The following is a 20089-nucleotide window of genomic DNA, read 5'->3' on the forward strand; positions in this document are numbered from 1 at the left end:
CCTGTCAGCCCGTGGTCTCTCCTGGGCTCAGGTCAGGTGGTCGAAATCGCCCCGGGCCCAGGCTATGTGCCGGTCCGCGGAACGGCGCACGACCGCGCGGGCGTCGGCGTCTATGCGGGTTTCGAAGTTGCCGTACAGGCGGTCGAAGTCGTACTGCTCGACGTGCCGGGCCACGCGTTCCACCACGGCTGGAGACAAGGGGATCCGGTTGGGGAAGCTACGCATGAAGCTCACCGAACGCCGGTCCGGGTTCGCGAACACCGTGTCACTGCTCAACAACACGCCCCGGCCGTCGGCGCCCGCCGCCCAGTGGGCGATCGTGCTGCCCGGGAAGTGGCCGCCCGGCTGGGAAAGCGTCACGCCCGGTAGCACCTCCTCGGTGCCCGACCAGAGGCGGATCACCGGATCCCGGCGGGCGATCCACTGCGCGTCCGGCTCGGCCACCAGCACCGGCACGCCGCCGAGGCGCCTGCTCCACTCGACCTGCACGCCGAACATGTGCGGATGACTCGCCGCGATCGCGACCACTTCGCCGAGCTCGCGCACCGCGCGCACGGCCTCGTCGTCGACGTAACCGATCGCGTCCCACAGCAGGATGCCCGCCGGCGTGCGGAGCAGCTTGCACTGCTGCCCGATGCCCGCCTTCGGCGTGCTCGTGAGCCCGAACAGGTCCGGCTCCAGCTCGACGATCTCGGTGCGATACCCCTCGGCGGCCATCTCGCCGAGCGTGGTCCAGTGCTGCCCGTCGGCGGGCACCCACTGGCGCTCGTCGGCGCAGATGGCGCACACGTCGACCTTCTCCGCGTGTTCCACGGCGCACGTGCGGCAGATCCAGAACGTCATCATCCCTCCCCGGTCGACGCCGACTCTACCCCGGACAGGGCGAGGCCCGCCCCGGAAAACGGGACGGGCCTCGCCTGGTCGGTGACCGTTCGGCGAAATGTCCTAAGAGGACTCAGTTCACGCACTGGTCCGGACTCGGCGTGGCCGCCGGCAGGTCGGCCACGTACGCGCGCACCTGAGCGGGGTCGAGCCCGATCACGGCGCCGGTGCCGGGGATCATCAACTCCCCGTCGGCGACCGGGATCGTGCCCGTCTTGACGGCGTGCACGCCGCTCAGCTGGGCCGCGAACGCGAGCAGGTCCCAGCCCGGGTCGGTGCGGACGTCGGCGCGCACGATGTCGAGCAGGGACGCGAGCCGCTGCGCGTCGGTGAGCAGGTTGCCCGACAGGGCCTTGTCCACGAGGCCACGGAGGAACACCTGCAGCCGCACGACGCGGTCGAGGTCGCCCTTCGGCAGTCCGTGCCGCTGCCGGAGGAAGGCGAGCGCGGACTGGCCCTCCACCACCTGTTGCCCGGCCGGGAACGAGGCCCCCGACATCGGGTCGTGCGCCGCCGCGCGCAGGCACACCGGCACCCCGCCGACCGCGGAGCTGAGCGAGCCGAAGCTCGCCATGGGGACAATGCCGTAGTGGTCGACGTGCGTTCCGGTCAACTGCCCCACCGTGTCGGCGAGCGTGCGGGCACCGGCCTCGTCCGCCGCCGCCTCGTCGTGGCCCTGGTTCAGCGCCGCCTGCCTGCCCGCGGCGTAGGCGCTGTTGAGCTTGCCCTTGCCGACCCCAGGAATGTCCACATAGGAGTCTCGTGGAATGGAGGCGAACGAAGCCGTGCCGTCTCGCCCGAAGTGGCCCAGCACGACGGAATCGGCGTACCCGATGTCGTCGAGCCCGACGAGCAGTACGTTCTCCTCGGCCGCGGGAGCGGCGCCGACGACGGGCTCGCCGCGGTGCAGCGCCCGTGGCACCAGGACCACGGCGACCGCCACGACGACGACCAGCGCGGCCACGGCGACCAGGACCGGCGTCCGGCGGGAGGGAGCGCTGCGGTGCTCCAGCTGCGCCAGCACCCGGGCCGGGTCGGGCCGCCGGTCGGCCTCCTCGGTCAGCGCGGCGCGGATCAGCAGTTCGGTGCGGTCGTGGGTCATGACAGTGCCTCCGTCACGGGCAGGCGGCCGCGCTCCGCGGCGCGCAGTGCGCTCAGGGCGCGGGAGAGGTGGCTACGGACGGTGCCGGCCGAGCAACCGAGGGCCTCGGCGATCTCGGCGTCGGTGCAGTCCTCGTAGTAGCGGAGCACGACCGCGGCCCGCTGCTTGCGTGGCAGCGCCGCGATCCGCCCGCGCATCGCGTCCCGCTCGGCGTACTGCTCCGCGTGGTCGGCCGCCGGGGCGGTGAGGGCGTCAAGCGTGCTGTGCGTGGCACTGACGTTGCGGGCCGCGCGGCGGCGCCGCCAGGACAGGTACTCGTTGGTGACCATCCGGCGCACGTAGCTCTCGGGCGCGTCCAGCGCCGCGATCCGCGTCCAGCGGTGCTGCGCGCGGAGCAGGACCTCCTGCACGACGTCCTGCGCCAGGTGCGGATCGCACGTCAGCGCGGTGGCGTAGCGCAACAGGCGGTCCAGGCGCCCGGCCACGAATTCCTCGAAGCGCACCGAGGCTCCCTTCGTTTCAGGATCGATGCGCCCCTACAACGCGGTGAACCCCCGCGGTTGTTGAGTCGGTGGCGAAATTCGTCCCCGCCGAAAAGCTGCCGGGCATGCTGAACGGCGGGGAAGGCCATGGACCTTCCCCGCCGCACGCCGGCCTCGTGGCTCGTCAGCCGCCGAGGGCTTCGTCCCGGGTCGCGAAGACCGGAATCTCCTGGTCGAGGCCGGTCAGCTGGAGCGGCCGTGCCGTGGCGCTGCTCGCCGCGACGACCTTCAGCTCCGTGTGGTCCCCGGCCTCCTGGTGCGCGGCGACCAGCGCGGTCAGGCCGGCGGAACCGAGGAAGTCCACCCCGCCGAGGTCGACGACCAGCGTGCCGGGGCGCTCGCGCACCACGGCCAGCACCTGCTTCTCGAACTCCGGCGCGGTCACCATGTCGATGTCGCCGGACACCGCCAGCACCGTGCCCTCACCGTGTTTCTCCACGTTGACGCGCACGCTCTGCCCGTTGGGACCGGCCTGGGATGACGGATCGGCTGAACTCACGGCGTAAATATCTCACAGGTCGGCGCGGATCTCCGATCAGCCGCGCAGTGCGTGCCCCAGATCCGGGCTGAGCGGCAGGTGCGGGGCGAGTCCGGCGACTTCGACCGCGCGGTCGACGCAGCGGGAACCGCCGACCAGGCGAAGCACGAAGTCGTCGGCCTCGGCGCGCTCACGGGCGTCCAGCAGCGCGGACAGGCCCGCGGTGCCGAGGAACGTCACCCGGGAGAGGTCGACCACGACCCGGCCGGGGGCCGCCGCCCAGACCTTCTCCAGCGCCGTGGCCAGGTCGGGGACGGACGACGCGTCGACCTCACCGCGGACGTCGACGACGACGACACCGGGTTCGGGTGTGTTGGTGGTGATGTGCAGCAGCGGGGGGATGGCGGTTGCCGACACGCGGCACCTCCGTAACGGTTGGCTTCGCCTGGTCGCCTGCCCTCGGGCGGTGCATTCCGGGCACGAACGGCGGCTGTGTGCTCAACCTGTACTGCCCCCTGTCTACACGGGGGAACGACCGTTGTCACCCGGCCCGGACGCGCGAAAGCCCGCCGGCGCGTAACGTCGGCGGGCTTTCGGCGACGGAGCTCAGGCGGCTTCGGCGCGCGTGCGGCGGAACAGCTTCCGCCGCTCGGCGTCGGTGGTGCCGCCGAAGATCCCGTGGTCCAGGCCGGTGTCCAGGGCGTACTGGAGACACTCGGCACGAACCGGACAGCGTGCGCACACGGCTTTCGCCTGTGCGACCTGCCGGGCACCCGGGCCCATGGCGGACACGGGAAAGAACAGCTCGGGGTCCTCGTCCCGGCAGGCGGCACGCTCCTGCCAACTGCTCTGGTAGGTCATTTCCTGCCGCCTCCTTTCGTGGCGTGTACGAGGCATGGCTCCGCCGCTCCTGCTGAGGGTGGAAATTGCACGAGACGCGCGAACCAGCCGCACACTCAACACGCGCTGGTCGGATTTGATTCCCGACCTTGAGTTGTGGTGTTCCGCACTAGGCGGTACCCACCGTGGTGGAGATCCAACCAAATCAAAATCTTCTGGTTGACAATCCTCACAGCCGACAATCCGACTGGCCTACAATCCACTCCTCCACGTGCTAAGTTGGATTTCAGAACGAGGAGGAGGTCGGGCCATGGCGGCACGGAAGTGCTCGATCGCCAACGCACTGGCGGTGATCGGCGAGCGGTGGAGCCTGCTCGCGTTGCGCGAGGTGTCGCTGGGGCAGCGCCGGTTCGACCAGATCGCGGCCAACACCGGAGCCAGCCGGGACATCCTGGCGGCCCGGCTGCGCAAGCTCGTGGAGCACGGGGTGCTGCGCAAGGAGCAGTACGAGGAGCATCCGCCGCGCTACGAGTACGTGCTCACCGAGGCCGGGCGGGAGCTGCAGCCGATCCTGCACGGGCTGATGCAGTGGGGTGACCGCTACGTCACGGAGGGTCCCGCTCCGACGGTCTGGGAGCACGCCTGCGGCGCCGAACTGCACACGACGACGGTGTGCGCCCACTGCGGGCAGCCCGTCCAGCCCGGGGAGTCGAAGCTCGTCCGGCTCGGCGGCGTGCCGCAGGGCTGAGTCAGCGGCGGCGTGGGCCGAAGCGCAACTGGAAGTTCCGGGCCGCCACGGTGAGGAACGGCCGGTACGCGCTGAGCCACTTCAGGCCGCCGCCCGTGCGCCACGTGCCCATCGCCAGGTGGATCGTGCCCCGGGCGCGGATGGGTGTGCGTGCGAGCGCGCCGCCCAGCTCCTGCAACACCGTCCCCCGTACCGGGAAGGGCAGCTTGAGCCCACGGGAAAGCCCGGCGACCCGGGCGTCCGCGAGCACCGTGCCGTCGCTCGCCGTGCCCGTGAACGACGGCTCGTGGCTCAGCGAGAACTCCGCCAGCTCCTTGGGAATCCCCCACAGCTCACGGCCACCCGCCCGCGAGGCGGGGCTGTCCACCCAGATGTCCGTGATCGTCAGCCCGACGCGGACGCCCTGGCGCACCACGACCGCCGCCAGCAGCTCGTGGTACGGCAGCAGGCCGCCGGGCAGGTAGTCCACGAACGCGGTGCCCACGACGGCCCTGCCGAACACGCTCACCGGCCGCACGCCCTCGGGCAGCGGCGGCAGCGCGGACACCGGCACGAGCCACGCCGACACGTACCCGTGCCCCCGCAGGTCCCAGGGCTCGGCTGGATAGTCCACTGTGGAATCCCTCACTTCGGGCTGATCGGCAGGCGCAGTGCACCAGGCGCGGCCTCGGGCACCACCGGGTTCTTCGGCTCGACGGGTTCCAGGCGCACGTACTCCGCGCCTTGGGGCGGCCGCCGGTCCGGCTCTCCCTTGTTGGGCCACAACGCCATCGCCCGCTCGGCCTGCGCGGTGATCGTCAGCGCGGGGTTCACGCCGAGGTTCGCCGAGATCGTCGAGCCGTCCACGACGTGCAGGCCCTCGTAGCCGTAGAGCCGCTGGTACGGGTCGACCACGCCGGTCGCCGGGGAGTCGCCGATCGCGCAGCCGCCGATGAAGTGCCCGGTCAGCGGGATGTTCGCGAAGTCGGGCCACGCCCCGCCCGGGATGCCGTCGATCCTGGCCGCCACCCGCCGGGTCGCCTCGTGCCCCGCCGGGATCCACACCGGGTTCGGCTCGCCGTCGCCCTGCCGCGTGGTCATCCGGCGCCCGAACAGCCCGCGCTTCGTGTACGTCGTGAGCGAGTTGTCCAGGCTCTGCATGACCAGCAGCGCGATCGTGCGCTCCGACCAGTGCCGCGGGTCGAACAGCTTGCGCAGGTCACGCCGGTTGCGCGCCAGCTCCCGCAGCCCGAGCCGCCACCGCGCCCGGCCCTCCTGCGCGTCGACGAGCACCGTCATCAGCAGGCCCATCAGGTTGCTGCCGTGGCCGTAGCGCACCGGTTCGATGTGGGTGTGCTCGTCCGGGTGCATCGAGGAGGTGATCGACACGCCGTCGGAGTAGTCGACGTCCGCGTTCCTCGCCTTGGCGGCGAGCACGGCCTCGGAGTTCGTCCGCGACAGCATCCCCAGCCGTCCGGAGATCCGCGGCAGGCTGCCACGGTCACGCAGGCGGTGCAGCAGCCGCTGCGTGCCGAGCGCCGCGGCCGAGAAGATCACCTGCTCGGCGGTGAACCGGCGCTTGGCGCGGCCGCCCGTGCGCCGGGCCGAGATCTCGTAGCCGCCGCCGGGCAGCGGCCGCACGTCGGTGACCGTGGTCAGCGCGTGCACCTGCGCCCCGGCGCGTTCCGCGAGGTGGAGGTAGTTCTTGACCAGCGTGTTCTTCGCGCCGTGGCGGCAGCCGGTCATGCACGCGCCGCAGTGCGAGCACCCGTTCCGGTCCGGGCCGAGGCCGCCGAAGAACGGGTCCGCCACGCGCTCACCCGGTTCGCCGCCGAAGAACACGCCGACCTGCGCGGGCCGGTAGGTGTCGCCGACGCCCATTTCCTCCGCGACCGCCCGCAGCACGTGGTCGGACGGGCTCGTGCGCGGGTACCGCGTGACGCCGAGCATGCGCTTGGCCTGGTCGTAGTACGGCGCGAGCTCGGCGCGCCAGTCGGTGATGTGGCCCCACTGCCGGTCGCGGAAAAAGGCTTCTGGCGGCTCGTACAGGGTGTTCGCGTAGACCAGCGAGCCGCCGCCGACGCCCGCACCGCTCAGCACGAGGACGTCGCGCAGCAGCGTGATCCGCTGGATGCCGGTGCACCCCGCGTACGGCGCGAACAGGTAGTCCCGCAGGTGCCAGGACGTCTTCGCGAAGTCGGCGTCGGCGAACCGGCGGCCCGCCTCCAGGACGCCCACCCGGTAACCCTTCTCCGTCAGCCGCAGCGCGCTGACGCTGCCGCCGAAACCGGAGCCGATGACCACCACGTCGTAGTCGAACACGCTCAGGCCGCCTTCACTGTCTTCTTCGGGGAAACCTCGCGGTAGGCCGTCAGGTCGGCCTTCGCGGTCCGGCGGTGGTACTCCCACACCAGCCCGGGCCAGTTGGTCGAGATGCGGCCGTCGTCCTCGCGGTACCAGCTGCGGCAGCCGCTCCACACGCTGGCCTGCAGGCGTTGCTGGACCTCGGTGTCGAACCGTTCCGCGACGTCCCGTCGAATGTCCAAACAGGACGCCCGACCGGCCGTGATCTCCCGCAGGAGCTGCAGGACGTAGCGGCACTGGTGCTCCATCATGTAGATGATCGAGTTGCCGCCGAGGTTCGTGTTCGGCCCGTAGATCAGGAACATGTTCGGGAAGCCCGGCACGCTGATGCCGAGGTAGGCGTGCGCGCCACCGGCCCACTCCTCGCTCAGCTCGCGGCCGCCGACCCCGCACACGCGCATCGGCGCGAGGAACTCCGTGGCCTTGAAGCCGGTGCCGTAGATCAGCACGTCCGCCTGGTGCAGCCCGGTTTCCGTGCGCACGCCGTCCGGGGTGACGCCGGTGATCCGGTCGGTGACGACCTCCACATTGGACTGCGCGAGCGTGGGGTACCAGTCGTTGGAGAACAGCACGCGCTTGCAGCCGATGCGGTAGCCGGGCTCGAGCCGCTCCCGCAGGCGGCGGTCGGACACGTGCCGCCGCAGGTTGTAACGGAACAGCAGCTCGACGAGCTTGCCCAGCGGCTGGACCGAGGTGAACGCGGAGGTCAGCAGCTCGCCGATGCTCCACGTGCCGAGCCGCCCCGCCTGCTGCACCTGCGGCAGCAGCCGGTAGACGCGGTGGTGCCAGCGGGTGTACGCGCGGTCCGGCTTCGGGATGACGTAGGGTGCCGAGCGCTGGAACACCGTCAGCTTCGCGACCTTCGGCTGGATCCGGGGCACGAACTGGATCGCGCTCGCGCCGGTGCCGATGACCGCGACGCGCTTACCGGTGAGATCGACGTCGTGGTTCCACTCGGCCGAGTGAAAGGCTTCGCCACGGAAGGTGTCGAGGCCGGGCAGGTCGGGCAGCGCGGGCCGGGACAGCTGGCCGGTGGCGGGCACGAGCACGTCGGCCTCGACCACCCCGTTGGGTGTGTGCAGGCGCCACTTGCGGGTGACCTCGTCGAACTCCGCGCCGCTGACCTCGGTGTTCAGCCGGACGTGGTCGAGTACGCCCTCGGCCTCGGCGGTGCGGCGGAGGTAGGCGAGGATGTCCGGCTGCTCGGAGTAGCGGCGTGGCCAGGTGCGGTTCGGCGCGAAGGAGTACGAGTACAGCGGCGAGGGCACGTCGCACGCCGCGCCGGGGTAGGTGTTCTCCCGCCAGACCCCGCCGATGTCACCGGCTTTCTCGAACACCGTGAAGTCGGTGAACCCCGCCCGTTTCAGCGTGATGGCCATGCCGAGGCCACCGAAACCGGCCCCGATGACGGCCACCTTCAGCGGGTGAGCGGACTTCGGCGTCTGTGTCACGTTGAGAAAGGTAAGCGCCCTTCTGGCACCCGGCCAAGACAACAGCGGACAACCGATCCATAATTTCGGCCATGAGCCAGCTGGTCGACCCCGTCGTGCGGCACTGGGACTTCCCCCGCGGTATCGCGAGCGTGTGCCTGCTGGCGCGGTTCGCCGGCGAGCACGGCCTCACCACGGACGAGGTACTGGCGGGCAGCGGCCTGACCCCGGCCCGGCTCGCGGACGCCACCGCGGAGGTCGACGCCCGCCAGGAGCTGCGCGTGGTGCGCAACCTGGCCACCGCGCTGCCCGACGCCGGGCTCGCGGTGGGCCGGGAGTACCACGCGACCGCGTTCGGCATCTTCGGCTTCGCGTTCATGAGCAGCCCCACGATGCGGGACGCGGTGAACCTGGCGCTGCGTTACCTCGACCTGAGCTTCGCGTTCAGCATGCCGCGGGCGCGCGTGGAGGACGATCGCGCACGGATGGAGCTCGACGACTCGTCGCTGCCCGCGGACGTCGCCCGGTTCCTCGTCGAGCGGGACCTGTCGGCGATCCACACGATGCTCGTCGACCTGCTGCCCTCCGGGCCACCGATGCTGTCGCTCGAACTCCGGCATCCCGAACCGTCCACAGTGGACGAGTACGAGGAGCAGTTCGGACTGCGCCCGCGGTTCGGCGGCAGCGCCAACGTCGCGTTCTTCGACGCCACGTTCCTCGACGAGCCGTTGCCACTGGCCAACCCGCAGACCGTCGCGTTGTGCGAGGCGCAGTGCCGGGAGCTGGTTTCGCAGCGGCGCCGCCGCGCCGGCATCGCGCACGAGGTCCGCGAGCGGCTGACCCGGTTCGGCGCACTCGCCGAGGGGATGCCGGGCGTCGCGCGCGAGCTGGGCATGAGCACGCGGACGTTGCGCCGCAAGCTGGAGGAGTCCGGCACGAGCTTCCGCGACCTGCTCGACGAGGTGCGCGAGGCGCTCGCGGAGGAGATGTTGACCACCGGCGCGCTCTCGATCGAGGACGTCGCGATCCGGCTGGGGTACGCGGAGGCGTCCAGCTTCATCCACGCCTTCAAACGGTGGAAGGGCACCACCCCCGCCGCGTACCTGCGCGGGATTTGACCTGGAGCGCGGTCCAGCTCCTAGCGTCGGTCCCATGACCACCGCACAGCACAAGATCGGCTCCGGCTTCGGCGCGGAGACCACCGCCACCGACGTCCTGCGGGGCGTCGACCTGTCCGACAAGCTCGCCGTCGTCACCGGCGGCTACTCGGGGCTGGGCCTCGAAACCACCCGGGCGCTGGCCGCCGCCGGGGCACACGTCGTCGTGCCCGCGCGCCGCCCGGACGCGGCGAAGGCGGCGCTCGGCGGGCTCGCCGAGGTCGACGAGCTGGACCTCGCGGACCTCGGCAGCGTGCGCGGGTTCGCCGACCGGTTCCTGGACTCGGGACGGCAGATCGACATCGTGATCACGAGCGCGGCCGTGATGGCCTGCCCGGAGACCCGCGTCGGGCCGGGCTGGGAGGCGCAGTTCGCGACCAACCACCTCGGCCACTTCGCCCTGGTCAACCGGCTCTGGCCGGTGATCCGGCCGGACGCGCGCGTGGTGTCGGTGTCCTCGCGCGGGCACCACTTCTCCGGTATCCGCTGGGATGACCCGTGGTTCCAGACCGGCTACGACAAGTGGCAGGCCTACGGGCAGGCGAAGACCGCGAACGCCCTGTTCGCCGTGCACCTCGACCGGCTGAGCGACGGTGCGCGGGCCTTCTCGGTGCACCCGGGCAGCATCATGACGCCGTTGCAGCGGCACCTCTCCCGCGAGGAGCAGATCGCCAACGGCTGGATCGACGAGGACGGCAACCCGCTCGGCGCCTACTTCAAGACGCCGGAACAGGGCGCGGCGACGCAGGTGTGGTGCGCGACCTCGCCGCGGCTCGCCGGAATGGGCGGGGTGTACTGCGAGGACTGCGACATCGCCGAGCCCGCGCCCGCCGACGACCTGCCGTCGGGCGGCGACCGACCGCCGGTGCGGCTGGGCGTGCGCGACTACGCCGTCGACCCGGCGCAGGCCGAGCGGCTGTGGGCGTTCTCGGCGGAACTGACCGGGGTGAACGCGTTCGCCTCCAGCCGCGGCCAGTCCTGAGTAGACAGCCACCTCCGACGGCCCGGCCGGGCCCGCCCCACCCGAGAAGGACCCCTGATCGGGCCGGTGCCGCGCGCACGTATGCTTTCGGTTGCGTCAAGCAGCTGGCGCCGAAGCTTGGGCAAAGCACGGACGGCGCGAAGGTGGCGAAAGCTTGATGTCAGGTCTTTTTGTGGTACCCGCACGTGGATCGGCGCGGTCGACCCTGCGCGGATGAACACCTCCCCCGATCGGCCGGAACCACTGCTCCGACTGGACGAGGTCGCGGCCGCGTTAGCAGGACTGCGGACGGAAATCTCCGAGGAGGAACCACTCCAGGCCGTGTTGCAACGGCTCGCCGAGACAGCGGTGAAGGGCATCGCCGACGCGGACGCGGTGAGCGTGACACTGCTCGAGGACGACGGCGCGCGCACCGCGGCGACCACCGAGGAAGCCGTGATCGACATCGACCGCGACCAGTACACCACCGGTCGCGGCCCGGCGTTGCACTCCGCCCGCACCCGCCAACCGGTGCGGGCCGCGGTCCGCGAGGACGAGGAGCGCTGGCCGGAGTTCGTCAAGGCCGCGCAGGACAGCGGGGTGCAGGCGTACCTGTCGGTGCCCCTGCTCCTCGACGGTGCCAGCGAGAACGACGACGAGCTGCTCGGCGCGCTCAACGTGTACAGCAGGACGGCGTCGGCGTTCGACCCCTTCGACGAGCGGCTCATGCAGCTGTTCACGGGGGCGGCGTCGGCGGCGATCAGCAACGCCCGGCGCTGGCACCACGCGCGCCAGCGCGTGCGGCACCTGGAGATCGCGCTCACCTCGCGAGCGGAGATCGACCAGGCCAAGGGCGTGCTGATGGCCGTGCACGGCATCACCGCCGACGAGGCGTTCGCGCGCCTCGTGGAGCAGTCGCAGCGGCAGAACACCAAGCTGCGTGAGGTCGCGCACGAGCTGCTGCAGTCGGTGCGCCGCCGCGGCTGAGCATGAGGCCCGGGCGCACCGGGTACCGCTGGAGGGTGAACCGCGTACTCCACTCCCTGCGTGCGCCCGGCGACTGGCTGTTGCGTGCCCTGCGCGTGCCCGGCCGCGAGCGGGAAGCCTTGGTACAGGCCGGAAAGATGGCGCTCGCCGCGGTGCTGGCCTGGCTCGCGGCGCGCGTCCTCCTGCCGTCGCCGCAGTCGTTCATCGCGCCCTACGCCGCGGTGTTCCTGATGGCCGAGACGGTCTACCGGTCGTTCACCAACGCGGCGCAGCAGCTCGTCACGCTGATGTTCGGGCTCGTGCTCGCCTACCTGGGCGCGACGCTGATCCCGGTGCCGCTGCTCGCCATGGGCGTCACGGTGTTCCTCGGCGTCCTCATCGGCCAGTGGCACCGACTGGGCAGCAGCGGCATCTGGGTCGCCGTCGTCAGCCTGCTGATGATCGCGGGCGGCACCGCGAACTCCGGGGTCTACCTGCTGGAACGGCTCGGGGAGACGGTGCTCGGCGCGGTCGCCGGGGTGGTGGTGAACATGGTGGTCCTGCCGCCGGTGCACCTGCGGCACACCCGGGAGGCCGGGGTCGTGCTCGCCGGGGAGATCCGGGAGCTGCTGGGCTCGATCGCGGACGACCTCCGCGAGGACTGGGACGTCGAGACGGCCCGGTCGTGGCTGCGGCGCGCCCGCACGCTCGACCACACCGTGCGGCGCGCCGACGAGGCGATGATCGCAGGCCGCGAGAGCACCCGCTTCAACCTGCGCTGGCAGCTCCTCGCGCGCCGCAACCGGTCGCCGCTGACGTCGGCCATGGCGGAGTCGATCACCACGCTGGCCGAGGTTTCCGCGCAGGTGCAGCGGATCGCGGAGGCACTGGTGACCGAGGAACCGATGGACCCGGCGTTCACGCAGCGTTTCGCCGACCTGCTCGAACGGCTTTCGCAAGCGGTTGCGTGCTACGAGGAGTCACTGGACCAGCGCGTCGAGGCACTGCCTGAGCGCCTCGACGCCCTCCACGCGAAGCAGCGCGAACTGGCCCAGTGGGTCTGGGAGGGACGCACCCTGTCCACCGAGGCCCGGCAGACCGAGGACGCGCTACTGCTGGCCGTGTCCCGCGCGCTGCGCGTGCTCACCGGCACGGACCCGGCGATGCGCCAGTAGCTCGCGGGTCTCTTTGAGGACCGCGTCCACCTCGACCGACGCGACGAACGAGTCGTCGTGCTCGCAGCGCGGCAGGTCCTCGCGGGTCACGTCGACCCCGCACACCGGGCAGTTCGTGGTCCACGAGATCAGCACGCGGTCCTGCCAGCGGCCCAGCGGCCCGGCGTTGATCACGTTGCCCATCCAGTAGATCCCGACCGCCGGCGCGCCGACCGCACGCGCGAGGTGCCGCGGGCCGCTGTCGTTGCCGACGAACACGCCGCAACTGGCCAGCACACCACACAGGGCGGACATCGACAGCGAGGTCATCGGCCGGACCTGCTCGCTCGCGTCGCCCACCCGCTTGCGCGACAGCGCCGTGACCCGGTCCACCAGCTCCTGCTCGTCGGGCGAACCGATCACCGCGACGCCCGCGCCGTCGGCCACCACGGCGGCGATGACCTCGGCGAACTTCTCCGCGGGCCAGCGGCGGCGCGGGTCGGTCGCGCTCGGGTGCACGACGACGAGCGGCCGCGGCAGGCCGAACAGGTGCTCCTCGGCGGCGACCAGGTCCTGTTCCCGCACGGTCACCGACGGCTCCAGCGCGACGGGCGCCGCACCGGCGAGCCCGACCACCTCCAGCGCACGGACGACCTCGTGCTGGTAGTAGCGGAACGGCACCCAGCGGTCCAGCTCCACCGCGTCCTCGGTGCGCGAGCCGACGGTGTAGCGCGGTTTGAGCCGCTGCACGAACGGGTTCGACCACCGGCCGCCGCCGTGCACCTGCACCGCGAGGTCGACCGGGCCGACGCTGTCGAAGAACTCACGCTGCTCGGCCTCGTCGAACGGTTTCCCCTTCGGCTCGTGCACGCCGCGCGCGGGCGGCAGCTGCAGGACCTGGTGGATCGGGGACGGGCGGTCCGCGAACAGCTCGGCGTGCATCCGCGTGCCGAGCAGCACGAGCTCGGCGTCGGGGTAGGCCGCCTTCAACGACTGGATCGCGGGCACCGCGAACAGCAGGTCGCCCAGTCCGCCGCCACGCAGCACCGCGATCCGGCGCACGTCGGGCCAGGGTTCGAGGACCGGTCCCACCGCGGGTGTGTTCGTCACGTCGCCTCCTTCTCGCGCAGGAAGAGGTGCCCGTTGTCGCGGCGGGCAAACGGCAGAAGTTTGACCTTCGCGTATTCGGGCACGTTCTCCGACGAGAAGGAGTGGAGGTCGCACATGACAGCCATCACGGCTGACCTGGTCGAACGGCTATCGCAGCACACCCCGAAGGTCGTCGTCGTCGGTGACGCGATCCTCGACGTGTGGTTGTCCGGGCACAGCGACCGGTTGTGCCGCGAGGCGCCGGCGCCGGTCGTCGACGTGGGCAGCCGCGCGCTTTCCGCCGGCGGCGCGGCGAACACGGCGGTCAACCTCGCGGCCATGGGCGCCCAGGTGCGGTTCGTGAGCCTCGTCGGCGACGACGACTCCGGCCGTGAGCTCCGCGAACTGCTCGCCACGCAGAATGTTGACACGCAACATGTCGTGCTGTCCTCTGGTCGACGGACCGTCAGCAAGCATCGCGTCGTCGCCGACGACCAGGTGCTGGTGCGATTCGACGAAGGCGACGCCGAGGACGCGGACGGCGAGCTCGGGCAGCAGATCGCGGCGGCGGTCGAACTGGCCGTCGAGGACGCGGACGCGCTGTTGATCTGCGACTACGGCAATGGGCTTTTCGGCCCCGCGGTGCGGGAAGTTCTGGCGAAGGTGCGCGAAGCGGTGCCGCTGGTGGTCGTCGACGCCCACGACTGCGCGCGCTGGCGCGGAATCACGCCGGACCTCGTGACACCGAACGCGGGCGAAGCCGCCCAGCTGTTGGGCGCGGCCTTGCCGGAGAACGGAAAACGGGCCGAGCTGTTCGAGCGGCGCCGCGCGGAACTCTTCGAGGCCACGGGCGCGAAGGCCGTCGTCGTCACGCTCGACCGCGACGGCGCGCTGCTCCTCGCTCCCGACACCCCGGGTTACCGCACGTGGGCCGATCCCGTGCCGGAGAGCCAGGCCAGCGGTGCCGGGGACACGTTCGTCGCCGCGCTTTCGCTGGGGGCGGCGGCTTCGCTGCCGCTCACCGCGTGCCTGGAACTGGCCCAGGCCGCGGCGTGCGTGGTGGTGCACAAGAACGGCACCTCGGTGTGCACGTGGACGGAACTGTCGGTGGCGCTGACGCGCGACGCCGCGCTGGAGCCCGAGGAGCTCGCGGAACTCGTCGCGCGGCACCACGAAGCCGGGCAGACGGTGGTGTTCACCAACGGCTGCTTCGACGTGCTGCACCGCGGGCACATCACGTACCTCAACGAAGCCAAGCGCCAGGGCGACGTGCTGGTCGTCGCGGTCAACTCCGACGACAGCGTGCGGCGGCTCAAGGGTCCGGACCGGCCGGTGAACACCGCGCAGGACCGGGCGGCCGTGCTGTCCGCGCTCAGCTGCGTCGACTACGTGACCGTGTTCGACGAGGACACCCCGATCAACCTGCTCCGCCGGCTGCGGCCCGAGCTGTACGTCAAGGGCGGGGACTACACCGAGAACATGCTGAAGGAGGCGCCGGTCGTGCGGTCCTACGGCGGCGAGGTCCGGGCACTGGGCTACGTGCCCGAGCAGTCCACCACTTCGGTGATCGAAAAGATCCGCACTGGATCGGCGGTCGGGGAGGAGGCGTGACGGCACTGGAGGTGCTCGTTCCGACCTGCGACCGGCCGACCGAGTTCGCCGTCACGCTGTCCGGGCTGGCGGCGCAGGAGTTCGCGGACTTCGCGGTGATCGTGAGCGACCAGTCCGACGGCGCGCCCAGCTGGGACACGCCGGCGGCGCGGGCGATGATCCGGATGCTCGAACGGCGCGGGCACAGCGTGACGCTGAGCCGCAACCTGCCGCGGCGCGGGCTGGCGCAGCAACGTGGGCACCTGCTTTCGCTGGCCACGGCGCCGTACGTGCTCTTCCTCGACGACGACGTGTGGCTCGAACCCGGCACGCTGGAGCGGATGCACTCGGCGATCACCGAGCTGGAGTGCGGTTTCGTCGGTAATGCCGTGCAGGGTCTGTCCTATCTGGACGATCACCGGCCACACGAGCTGGCGCCGTACGAGGAGTGGGCGGGACGGCCGGAACCCGAGCAGGTGTCGCGGGACAGCCCGGCGTGGAACCGGTGGACCCTGCACAACGCCGCGAACCCGACGCACCTGTCCGACCGCGTCGCGAACCGTCCGAAGTGGACGGCGTACAAGGTGGCGTGGGTCGGCGGTTGTGTGTTGTACGACCGGGAGATGCTGGAGTCGGTCGGGGGTTTCGACTTCTGGGCGGAGATCCCGGAGACGCACTGCGGCGAGGACGTGCTGGCGCAGCTTCGGGTGATGGCGAAGTACGGCGGCGCCGGTATCCTGCCCACGGGAGCGGTCCACCTGGAATCTCCCACGACAGTGCCCGATCGCACACTCCAAGCGTATGAGGCGGTGGTTCCGTGAGCCCCCTTTCCCAGGAGCGGCTGAGGAAGCGTGACAGGTTTCTCGACCAGGCCGTACGGGAAATGTGGAAGTACGACGAACGACTGCGTGGGCTCGACGTCGAGGTCCGGTTCGACCGGGGCGTCGCGCACCTGACCGGCGAGGTGGACTCGACGGCGCAGCTGCGCACCGCGCGCGACCTGGTGGGGCGGCTCGACGGCGTGCTCGGGGTGTGGGACCGGGTGCGCGTCGACGGGCGGGACCCGGTGGTGCTGGATTTGGGCTGCGGGGCGCAGAAGCAGTATCCGGGAAACTTCGGCGTGGACCTCTACCGCACGCCGGAGGTGGACGTGCTGGCCGATGTGTCGAGCGGCCTGCCGTTCGCGGACGCGTCGGTGGACAGGGTGTTCCTCGTGCACATCCTGGAGCACCTGATCGACTTCCTGCCGCTGGTGGACGAGGTGCACCGGATCCTGCGGCCGGACGGTGTCGCGTTCGTGCTGTCGCCGTGGTGGCAGTACGTGAACGCCGTCGCGGACCCGACGCACGTGCGGATGCTGGACGTGCAGACCATCAAGGGCATCTGCCGCCGCCCCGGCTCGCGCCGCCTGTGGTACCCACTGCACGCGGCCTGCGACGGCGCCAGCATCTTCGCGGAGCTGCAACCACTTGCGGACGAGTCGGAGTACCCCGACGAGGCGGAGCTGTCGCGGTTCTTTGATTGAAGGGCGGACGGGCGGGTCGCCCCGGGAATGAATGGTGGACCGCGAGGCCCCCCGGATTGGATGGCGGACCGGAGGGGCACCCCGTCACTGGATCGGGACCGCGGGAGTCGACGCGCTACCAAATCGCCGACCACGAGCATCGTCCTGCCACTGGATCGCGAACCGGAGAGTCACCCCGCCATCGGATCGCCGACCACGAGAGACACCCGCGACCAAGCCGCGAATCGGTAAGTCCACCAGCCACCGGATCGCCGACCGGTAAGTCACCCGCCACCGGATCGCTGGCGCGAGAATCACCCGCCACTGGATAGGCCCCGCGAGAGTCGAGCCGGGCGACTGAATTGCGGACCTGGCGAGTCACCCCGGCGGCCGGGGATTGCCTGGGGCGACTTTCCGCTTGTCAACAATCAGCGCCGTGGCTTGTACGAGCTGCGCATTGTCGTATTGTCCTCGCCGCTGATTGTCAACATGCCGAGCCTTCGGTGGAGCTAAGCGCGCTGCTCGCGGGAGCGCTCCACCACGGTCCCCAGCACGCCCAGCGCGACCATGCCCACCGCGAGTCCGAAGTGGAGCCAGTCGTCCGCGCCGTTGACCGGCAGGAAGTTCATCGCGCTGTGGTTGTCGATCACCAGGCCGTACACGCACACCAGCAGGTAGATGAACCCGCCGATCACCAGGTACCCGCGCGACCCGCCGGGGCCCCGCGCGAGCACGAGGCCCGCGATGCCGAACACCAGGTGCACCAGGTTGTGCAGGATCGACACGTTGAAGACGCCGAGCAGGAGCGCCCCGGAGTGGTGGCCGCCGAAGGTGAGCTGGTCGTAGTGCGTCGTGATACCGGGGATGAAGCCCAGGATGCCCGCGAGCAGGAAGACCACGCCCACCACGAGCGCGAAGGTCTGGACGGGCCTGCGGGTCTTCGTCGTCGTATGCGTCATGCGCCCGATATACCCAGGCGTGTGCGGCCGATGCACTACAGTTTTCCGCTGTGATCGACAAAATCGCCTGGTTGCGGGTGGAGTCGGGGCGGGTCCTCACGGCCCGCTCGCACGGCAAGGACGTGTACTACCTGCCCGGCGGCAAACGCGAAACCGGGGAGAGCGATGTCGACACGCTGGTGCGGGAGGTCCGCGAGGAGCTGTCGGTGGCGATCGTGCCGGAGAGCGCGGTGCACGCCGGCACGTTCGAAGCACAGGCCGACGGCAAGGCCACGACAGTCCGGATGACCTGCTACTCCGCCGACTACACGGGAGAACTGGCGCCGAGCAGCGAGATCGCCGAGCTGCGCTGGCTCACGCACGCCGACCGCGACCAGGTCTCCGCCGCCACCCGGACGATCATGGACGACCTGCACCGGCGCGGGCAGCTGCGCTGAGCCCCGCCAGCTCACGCACACCGATCGCAACCACGTCTCCCCGACGACCTACATCAGCCCGGGCGCCCACCAGCGCCTTGCCCCCAGCACCGCAGCGGAATTCCGCGTGGCAGCTCCCATCCGGCGCCGCGCCCGCTCGCACCCGCCGACCTGCACCAGCTCAATCCCACCCGCCGCACGTCGAAGTTCCGCACGGCCGGCTCGCGCCGGGCACCCACGCCCGTCGGCCCACACTGAGCCCCGCCGCGCTTCGGCCACGTCAACCGCGCCTACGCCTCCAACATCACCAAGACGACCCCCGACGACCGGCATCAGCCCGGGCACCTGCACTGAACTCCGCCAGCGCCTCCGCCACCTGGACCCCCACCCGCCGCACGTCGAAGTTTCGGGTGGCCAGCTCGCGTCCGTCGCCGGCGAGCTTCGTCCGCAGGCCGGCGTCCGTGACCAGCCTCTCCAGTCCGCTCGCCAGCGCGCCGGCGTCGTCGGGTGGCACGATCGTCGCGGCGCCGGCGAGCGCGTCGACCGCGTCGCCGACCGCTGTGGTCAGGCACGGCACGCCGTGCGCCAGCGCGGTGAGCAGGGCTCCCGGTGGCACCTCCTGCCGCGCGGGGGCGCAGAACACGTCCAGCCGCCGCAGCAGCGGCACCGCGTCCGCGACCGGGCCGACGAACCGCACCGGAAGTCCTCGCGCGCGGTCGATCAGCGCCGCGCGCTCAGGTCCGTCGCCCGCGATGAGCACCTGCAGCGCCCGCCCGCGGCGGACGAGCGCGGCGACGGCCTGGATCAGCAGGTCCAGCCCCTGTTCCGGCACCAGCGGAGCGACCGCGCCGACGACGACCGGTGTCCGGCTGCGCAGCGGCACCGGCGTCGCCGGGATCTCCACGCCAGGGCGGATGCGACGGATCCGGTGCGCGGGCACGCCCAGTTCCTGCAATGTCAACAATAGGGAACGCAGCGGCGCGAACCCGCCGATCAGCCGATTGTAGACATCCCAACTGTCGACAAGAGGCAAGTTGCCGGAGTGCAAGGTCACCACCGTCGGTGCCACCGACTCCGCGGCCCGCAGCACCGCCTCGTTCCCGCGCACGTCCGGCAGGTCGACGTGCACGACGTCCGGTGCCAGTTCGGCGAGCACGGCCTGCATGTCCGGCGCCCACGACCGGCCGCGCGCCGACGGCACCACCCGCACCTGCGATCCGCCGCCGAAGAACCCGGCGACCTCGCGGCTCACCACCAGGCTGGGCCGAACCGATGGAGGCAGGAACCGCAGCAACCGCGCCAGGTGTGCCTCGGGAGCGCCGAAGGAGTCCGAATCGACCACGAAAGCCGTATGGAGAGGTGCCACGGCGAAACGGGTACCCGCCGCCCGAAGGAGCTACGTGTGCGGTTCGACACGGGAACCAGGGGTAACCGAACGCATGTTGTCTTCCATCCTGCGGGGCATGGCGGCCGGTGCGGCCGGGACCACCGCGCTCAACGCGGTCACCTACCTCGACATGGTGTGGCGCGGCCGCCCGGCCAGCAGCACTCCGGAGAAGACCGTCGAAACGCTTTCGGAGAAGACCGGTCTCCCCGTTCCCGGCGAAGGGGAACAACGCGAGAACCGCGTCTCCGGCCTCGGCCCGCTGATGGGCCTGTTCACCGGAGTCGGCGTCGGCGCGCTGTACGGGGCTCTTCGCGGCCTGGGCTGGCGGCCCTCGATGCCCGTCGCCGGCCTGCTCACGGGTGCCGCGGCGATGGTCGGTTCGAGCGCGCCCATGACGCTGCTCGGCATCACCGATCCGAGGGAGTGGAAGCCGGCGGACTGGGCGAGCGACGCCGTTCCCCATCTCGCCTACGGCCTGGTCACCGCCGGTACCTACGCCGCCACCACCTGCTGAGACGCGTTTCAGCACTCACTCGAACGG

22 protein-coding genes are annotated in these 20089 nt (G+C 71.1%); 10 read left to right on the plus strand and 12 right to left on the minus strand.

All coding sequences use genetic code 11. The features are described 5' to 3' along the window. Positions 1-27 precede the first annotated feature (27 nt). The 6 genes from FHX82_RS07060 to FHX82_RS07085 form a co-directional block, all read right to left on the minus strand. Positions 28-843, minus strand: a complete 816-nt coding sequence (locus tag FHX82_RS07060; RefSeq protein ID WP_145937404.1) for an MBL fold metallo-hydrolase — start codon at positions 841-843, stop codon at positions 28-30. 112 nt (positions 844-955) lie between these two features. Then, entirely contained in the window at positions 956-1984 is a 1029-nt protein-coding gene (locus tag FHX82_RS07065) for an LCP family protein (RefSeq protein ID WP_145937405.1), read from the minus strand. Then, a complete protein-coding gene (locus FHX82_RS07070; RefSeq protein ID WP_229880514.1) occupies positions 1981-2487 on the minus strand; it encodes a SigE family RNA polymerase sigma factor in 507 nt (168 codons plus the stop codon). Before FHX82_RS07070 ends, FHX82_RS07065 begins: the two co-directional genes overlap by 4 nt. A gap of 163 nt (positions 2488-2650) precedes the next feature. Beyond that, positions 2651-3025 (minus strand): STAS domain-containing protein, encoded by a 375-nt coding sequence (locus FHX82_RS07075; RefSeq protein ID WP_229880513.1) that lies wholly within the window; start codon positions 3023-3025, stop codon positions 2651-2653. 36 nt (positions 3026-3061) lie between these two features. After that, complete coding sequence (locus FHX82_RS07080) at positions 3062-3421, minus strand: STAS domain-containing protein (protein ID WP_145937407.1); 360 nt, start codon at positions 3419-3421, stop codon at positions 3062-3064. 189 nt (positions 3422-3610) lie between these two features. Beyond that, positions 3611-3865, minus strand: a complete 255-nt coding sequence (locus FHX82_RS07085; protein WP_145937408.1) for a WhiB family transcriptional regulator — start codon at positions 3863-3865, stop codon at positions 3611-3613. A gap of 289 nt (positions 3866-4154) precedes the next feature. Between FHX82_RS07085 and FHX82_RS07090 the strand changes: the two genes are divergently transcribed. After that, positions 4155-4592 carry a winged helix-turn-helix transcriptional regulator gene (locus FHX82_RS07090; RefSeq protein WP_145937409.1) on the plus strand — a complete coding sequence of 146 codons (438 nt, stop codon included), beginning with the start codon at positions 4155-4157 and terminating at the stop codon, positions 4590-4592. A 1-nt stretch (position 4593) separates the two neighbouring features. On the opposite strand, the gene FHX82_RS07095 is transcribed toward FHX82_RS07090, so the two are convergent. From FHX82_RS07095 to FHX82_RS07105, 3 genes are read right to left on the minus strand one after another with little or no spacing between them, the layout of a single operon-like run. Then, the gene (locus tag FHX82_RS07095) at positions 4594-5205 is read right to left on the minus strand and encodes an acetoacetate decarboxylase family protein (protein ID WP_229880511.1); all 612 of its coding nucleotides are present in this window, start codon (positions 5203-5205) and stop codon (positions 4594-4596) included. A gap of 11 nt (positions 5206-5216) precedes the next feature. Next, positions 5217-6899 carry an FAD-dependent oxidoreductase gene (locus FHX82_RS07100; protein WP_145937433.1) on the minus strand — a complete coding sequence of 561 codons (1683 nt, stop codon included), beginning with the start codon at positions 6897-6899 and terminating at the stop codon, positions 5217-5219. Continuing rightward, positions 6896-8386: a flavin-containing monooxygenase gene (locus tag FHX82_RS07105; RefSeq protein WP_261377210.1), complete on the minus strand. Its 1491-nt coding sequence runs from the start codon at positions 8384-8386 to the stop codon at positions 6896-6898. Before FHX82_RS07105 ends, FHX82_RS07100 begins: the two co-directional genes overlap by 4 nt. A 71-nt stretch (positions 8387-8457) precedes the next feature. Here FHX82_RS07105 and FHX82_RS07110 point away from each other — a divergent pair, with 71 nt between their 5' ends. The 4 genes from FHX82_RS07110 (at position 8458) to FHX82_RS07125 (ending at position 12624) form a co-directional block, all read left to right on the plus strand. Next, on the plus strand, positions 8458-9483 hold the full coding sequence (locus FHX82_RS07110; protein WP_145937411.1) for an AraC family transcriptional regulator: 1026 nt from the start codon (positions 8458-8460) through the stop codon (positions 9481-9483). Positions 9484-9517: 34 nt separating this feature from the next. Further along, the gene (locus FHX82_RS07115) at positions 9518-10504 is read left to right on the plus strand and encodes an SDR family NAD(P)-dependent oxidoreductase (protein ID WP_145937412.1); all 987 of its coding nucleotides are present in this window, start codon (positions 9518-9520) and stop codon (positions 10502-10504) included. Positions 10505-10717: 213 nt separating this feature from the next. Then, positions 10718-11470 (plus strand): GAF and ANTAR domain-containing protein, encoded by a 753-nt coding sequence (locus FHX82_RS07120; protein WP_145937413.1) that lies wholly within the window; start codon positions 10718-10720, stop codon positions 11468-11470. Positions 11471-11505: 35 nt separating this feature from the next. Next, complete coding sequence (locus FHX82_RS07125) at positions 11506-12624, plus strand: FUSC family protein (RefSeq protein ID WP_229880508.1); 1119 nt, start codon at positions 11506-11508, stop codon at positions 12622-12624. Here FHX82_RS07125 and FHX82_RS07130 read toward each other — a convergent pair. Continuing rightward, positions 12559-13713 carry a glycosyltransferase family 9 protein gene (locus FHX82_RS07130; protein ID WP_145937414.1) on the minus strand — a complete coding sequence of 385 codons (1155 nt, stop codon included), beginning with the start codon at positions 13711-13713 and terminating at the stop codon, positions 12559-12561. The two genes, FHX82_RS07125 and FHX82_RS07130, sit on opposite strands and share 66 nt — an antisense overlap. 114 nt (positions 13714-13827) lie before the next feature. Between FHX82_RS07130 and rfaE2 the strand changes: the two genes are divergently transcribed. The 3 genes from rfaE2 to FHX82_RS07145 are packed head-to-tail and all read left to right on the plus strand — an operon-like array spanning position 13828 to position 16807. Beyond that, positions 13828-15303, plus strand: coding sequence for a D-glycero-beta-D-manno-heptose 1-phosphate adenylyltransferase (gene rfaE2, locus FHX82_RS07135; RefSeq protein ID WP_145937415.1), 1476 nt, complete (start codon positions 13828-13830; stop codon positions 15301-15303). Then, positions 15300-16103 (plus strand): glycosyltransferase family 2 protein, encoded by an 804-nt coding sequence (locus FHX82_RS07140; protein ID WP_222425985.1) that lies wholly within the window; start codon positions 15300-15302, stop codon positions 16101-16103. Before rfaE2 ends, FHX82_RS07140 begins: the two co-directional genes overlap by 4 nt. After that, the gene (locus FHX82_RS07145) at positions 16100-16807 is read left to right on the plus strand and encodes a BON domain-containing class I SAM-dependent methyltransferase (RefSeq protein WP_229880506.1); all 708 of its coding nucleotides are present in this window, start codon (positions 16100-16102) and stop codon (positions 16805-16807) included. The genes FHX82_RS07140 and FHX82_RS07145 overlap by 4 nt, the downstream gene beginning before the upstream one ends. Positions 16808-17295: 488 nt before the next feature. Here the strand turns inward: FHX82_RS07145 and FHX82_RS07150 are convergent, their stop codons facing one another. Continuing rightward, entirely contained in the window at positions 17296-17745 is a 450-nt protein-coding gene (locus FHX82_RS07150) for a DUF4383 domain-containing protein (RefSeq protein ID WP_145937416.1), read from the minus strand. Positions 17746-17795: 50 nt separating this feature from the next. On the opposite strand from FHX82_RS07150, the gene FHX82_RS07155 reads away from it, so the two are divergent. Then, positions 17796-18182: an NUDIX hydrolase gene (locus FHX82_RS07155; RefSeq protein ID WP_145937417.1), complete on the plus strand. Its 387-nt coding sequence runs from the start codon at positions 17796-17798 to the stop codon at positions 18180-18182. A 283-nt stretch (positions 18183-18465) separates the two neighbouring features. Here the strand turns inward: FHX82_RS07155 and FHX82_RS07160 are convergent, their stop codons facing one another. Further along, complete coding sequence (locus FHX82_RS07160; RefSeq protein ID WP_145937418.1) at positions 18466-19527, minus strand: glycosyltransferase family 4 protein; 1062 nt, start codon at positions 19525-19527, stop codon at positions 18466-18468. A gap of 73 nt (positions 19528-19600) precedes the next feature. Between FHX82_RS07160 and FHX82_RS07165 the strand changes: the two genes are divergently transcribed. After that, positions 19601-20062 carry a hypothetical protein gene (locus FHX82_RS07165; RefSeq protein WP_145937419.1) on the plus strand — a complete coding sequence of 154 codons (462 nt, stop codon included), beginning with the start codon at positions 19601-19603 and terminating at the stop codon, positions 20060-20062. Positions 20063-20089: the final 27 nt, after the last annotated feature.

It is taken from the genome of Amycolatopsis bartoniae, assembly GCF_014191255.1.
Taxonomy (GTDB): domain Bacteria; phylum Actinomycetota; class Actinomycetes; order Mycobacteriales; family Pseudonocardiaceae; genus Amycolatopsis_E; species Amycolatopsis_E bartoniae.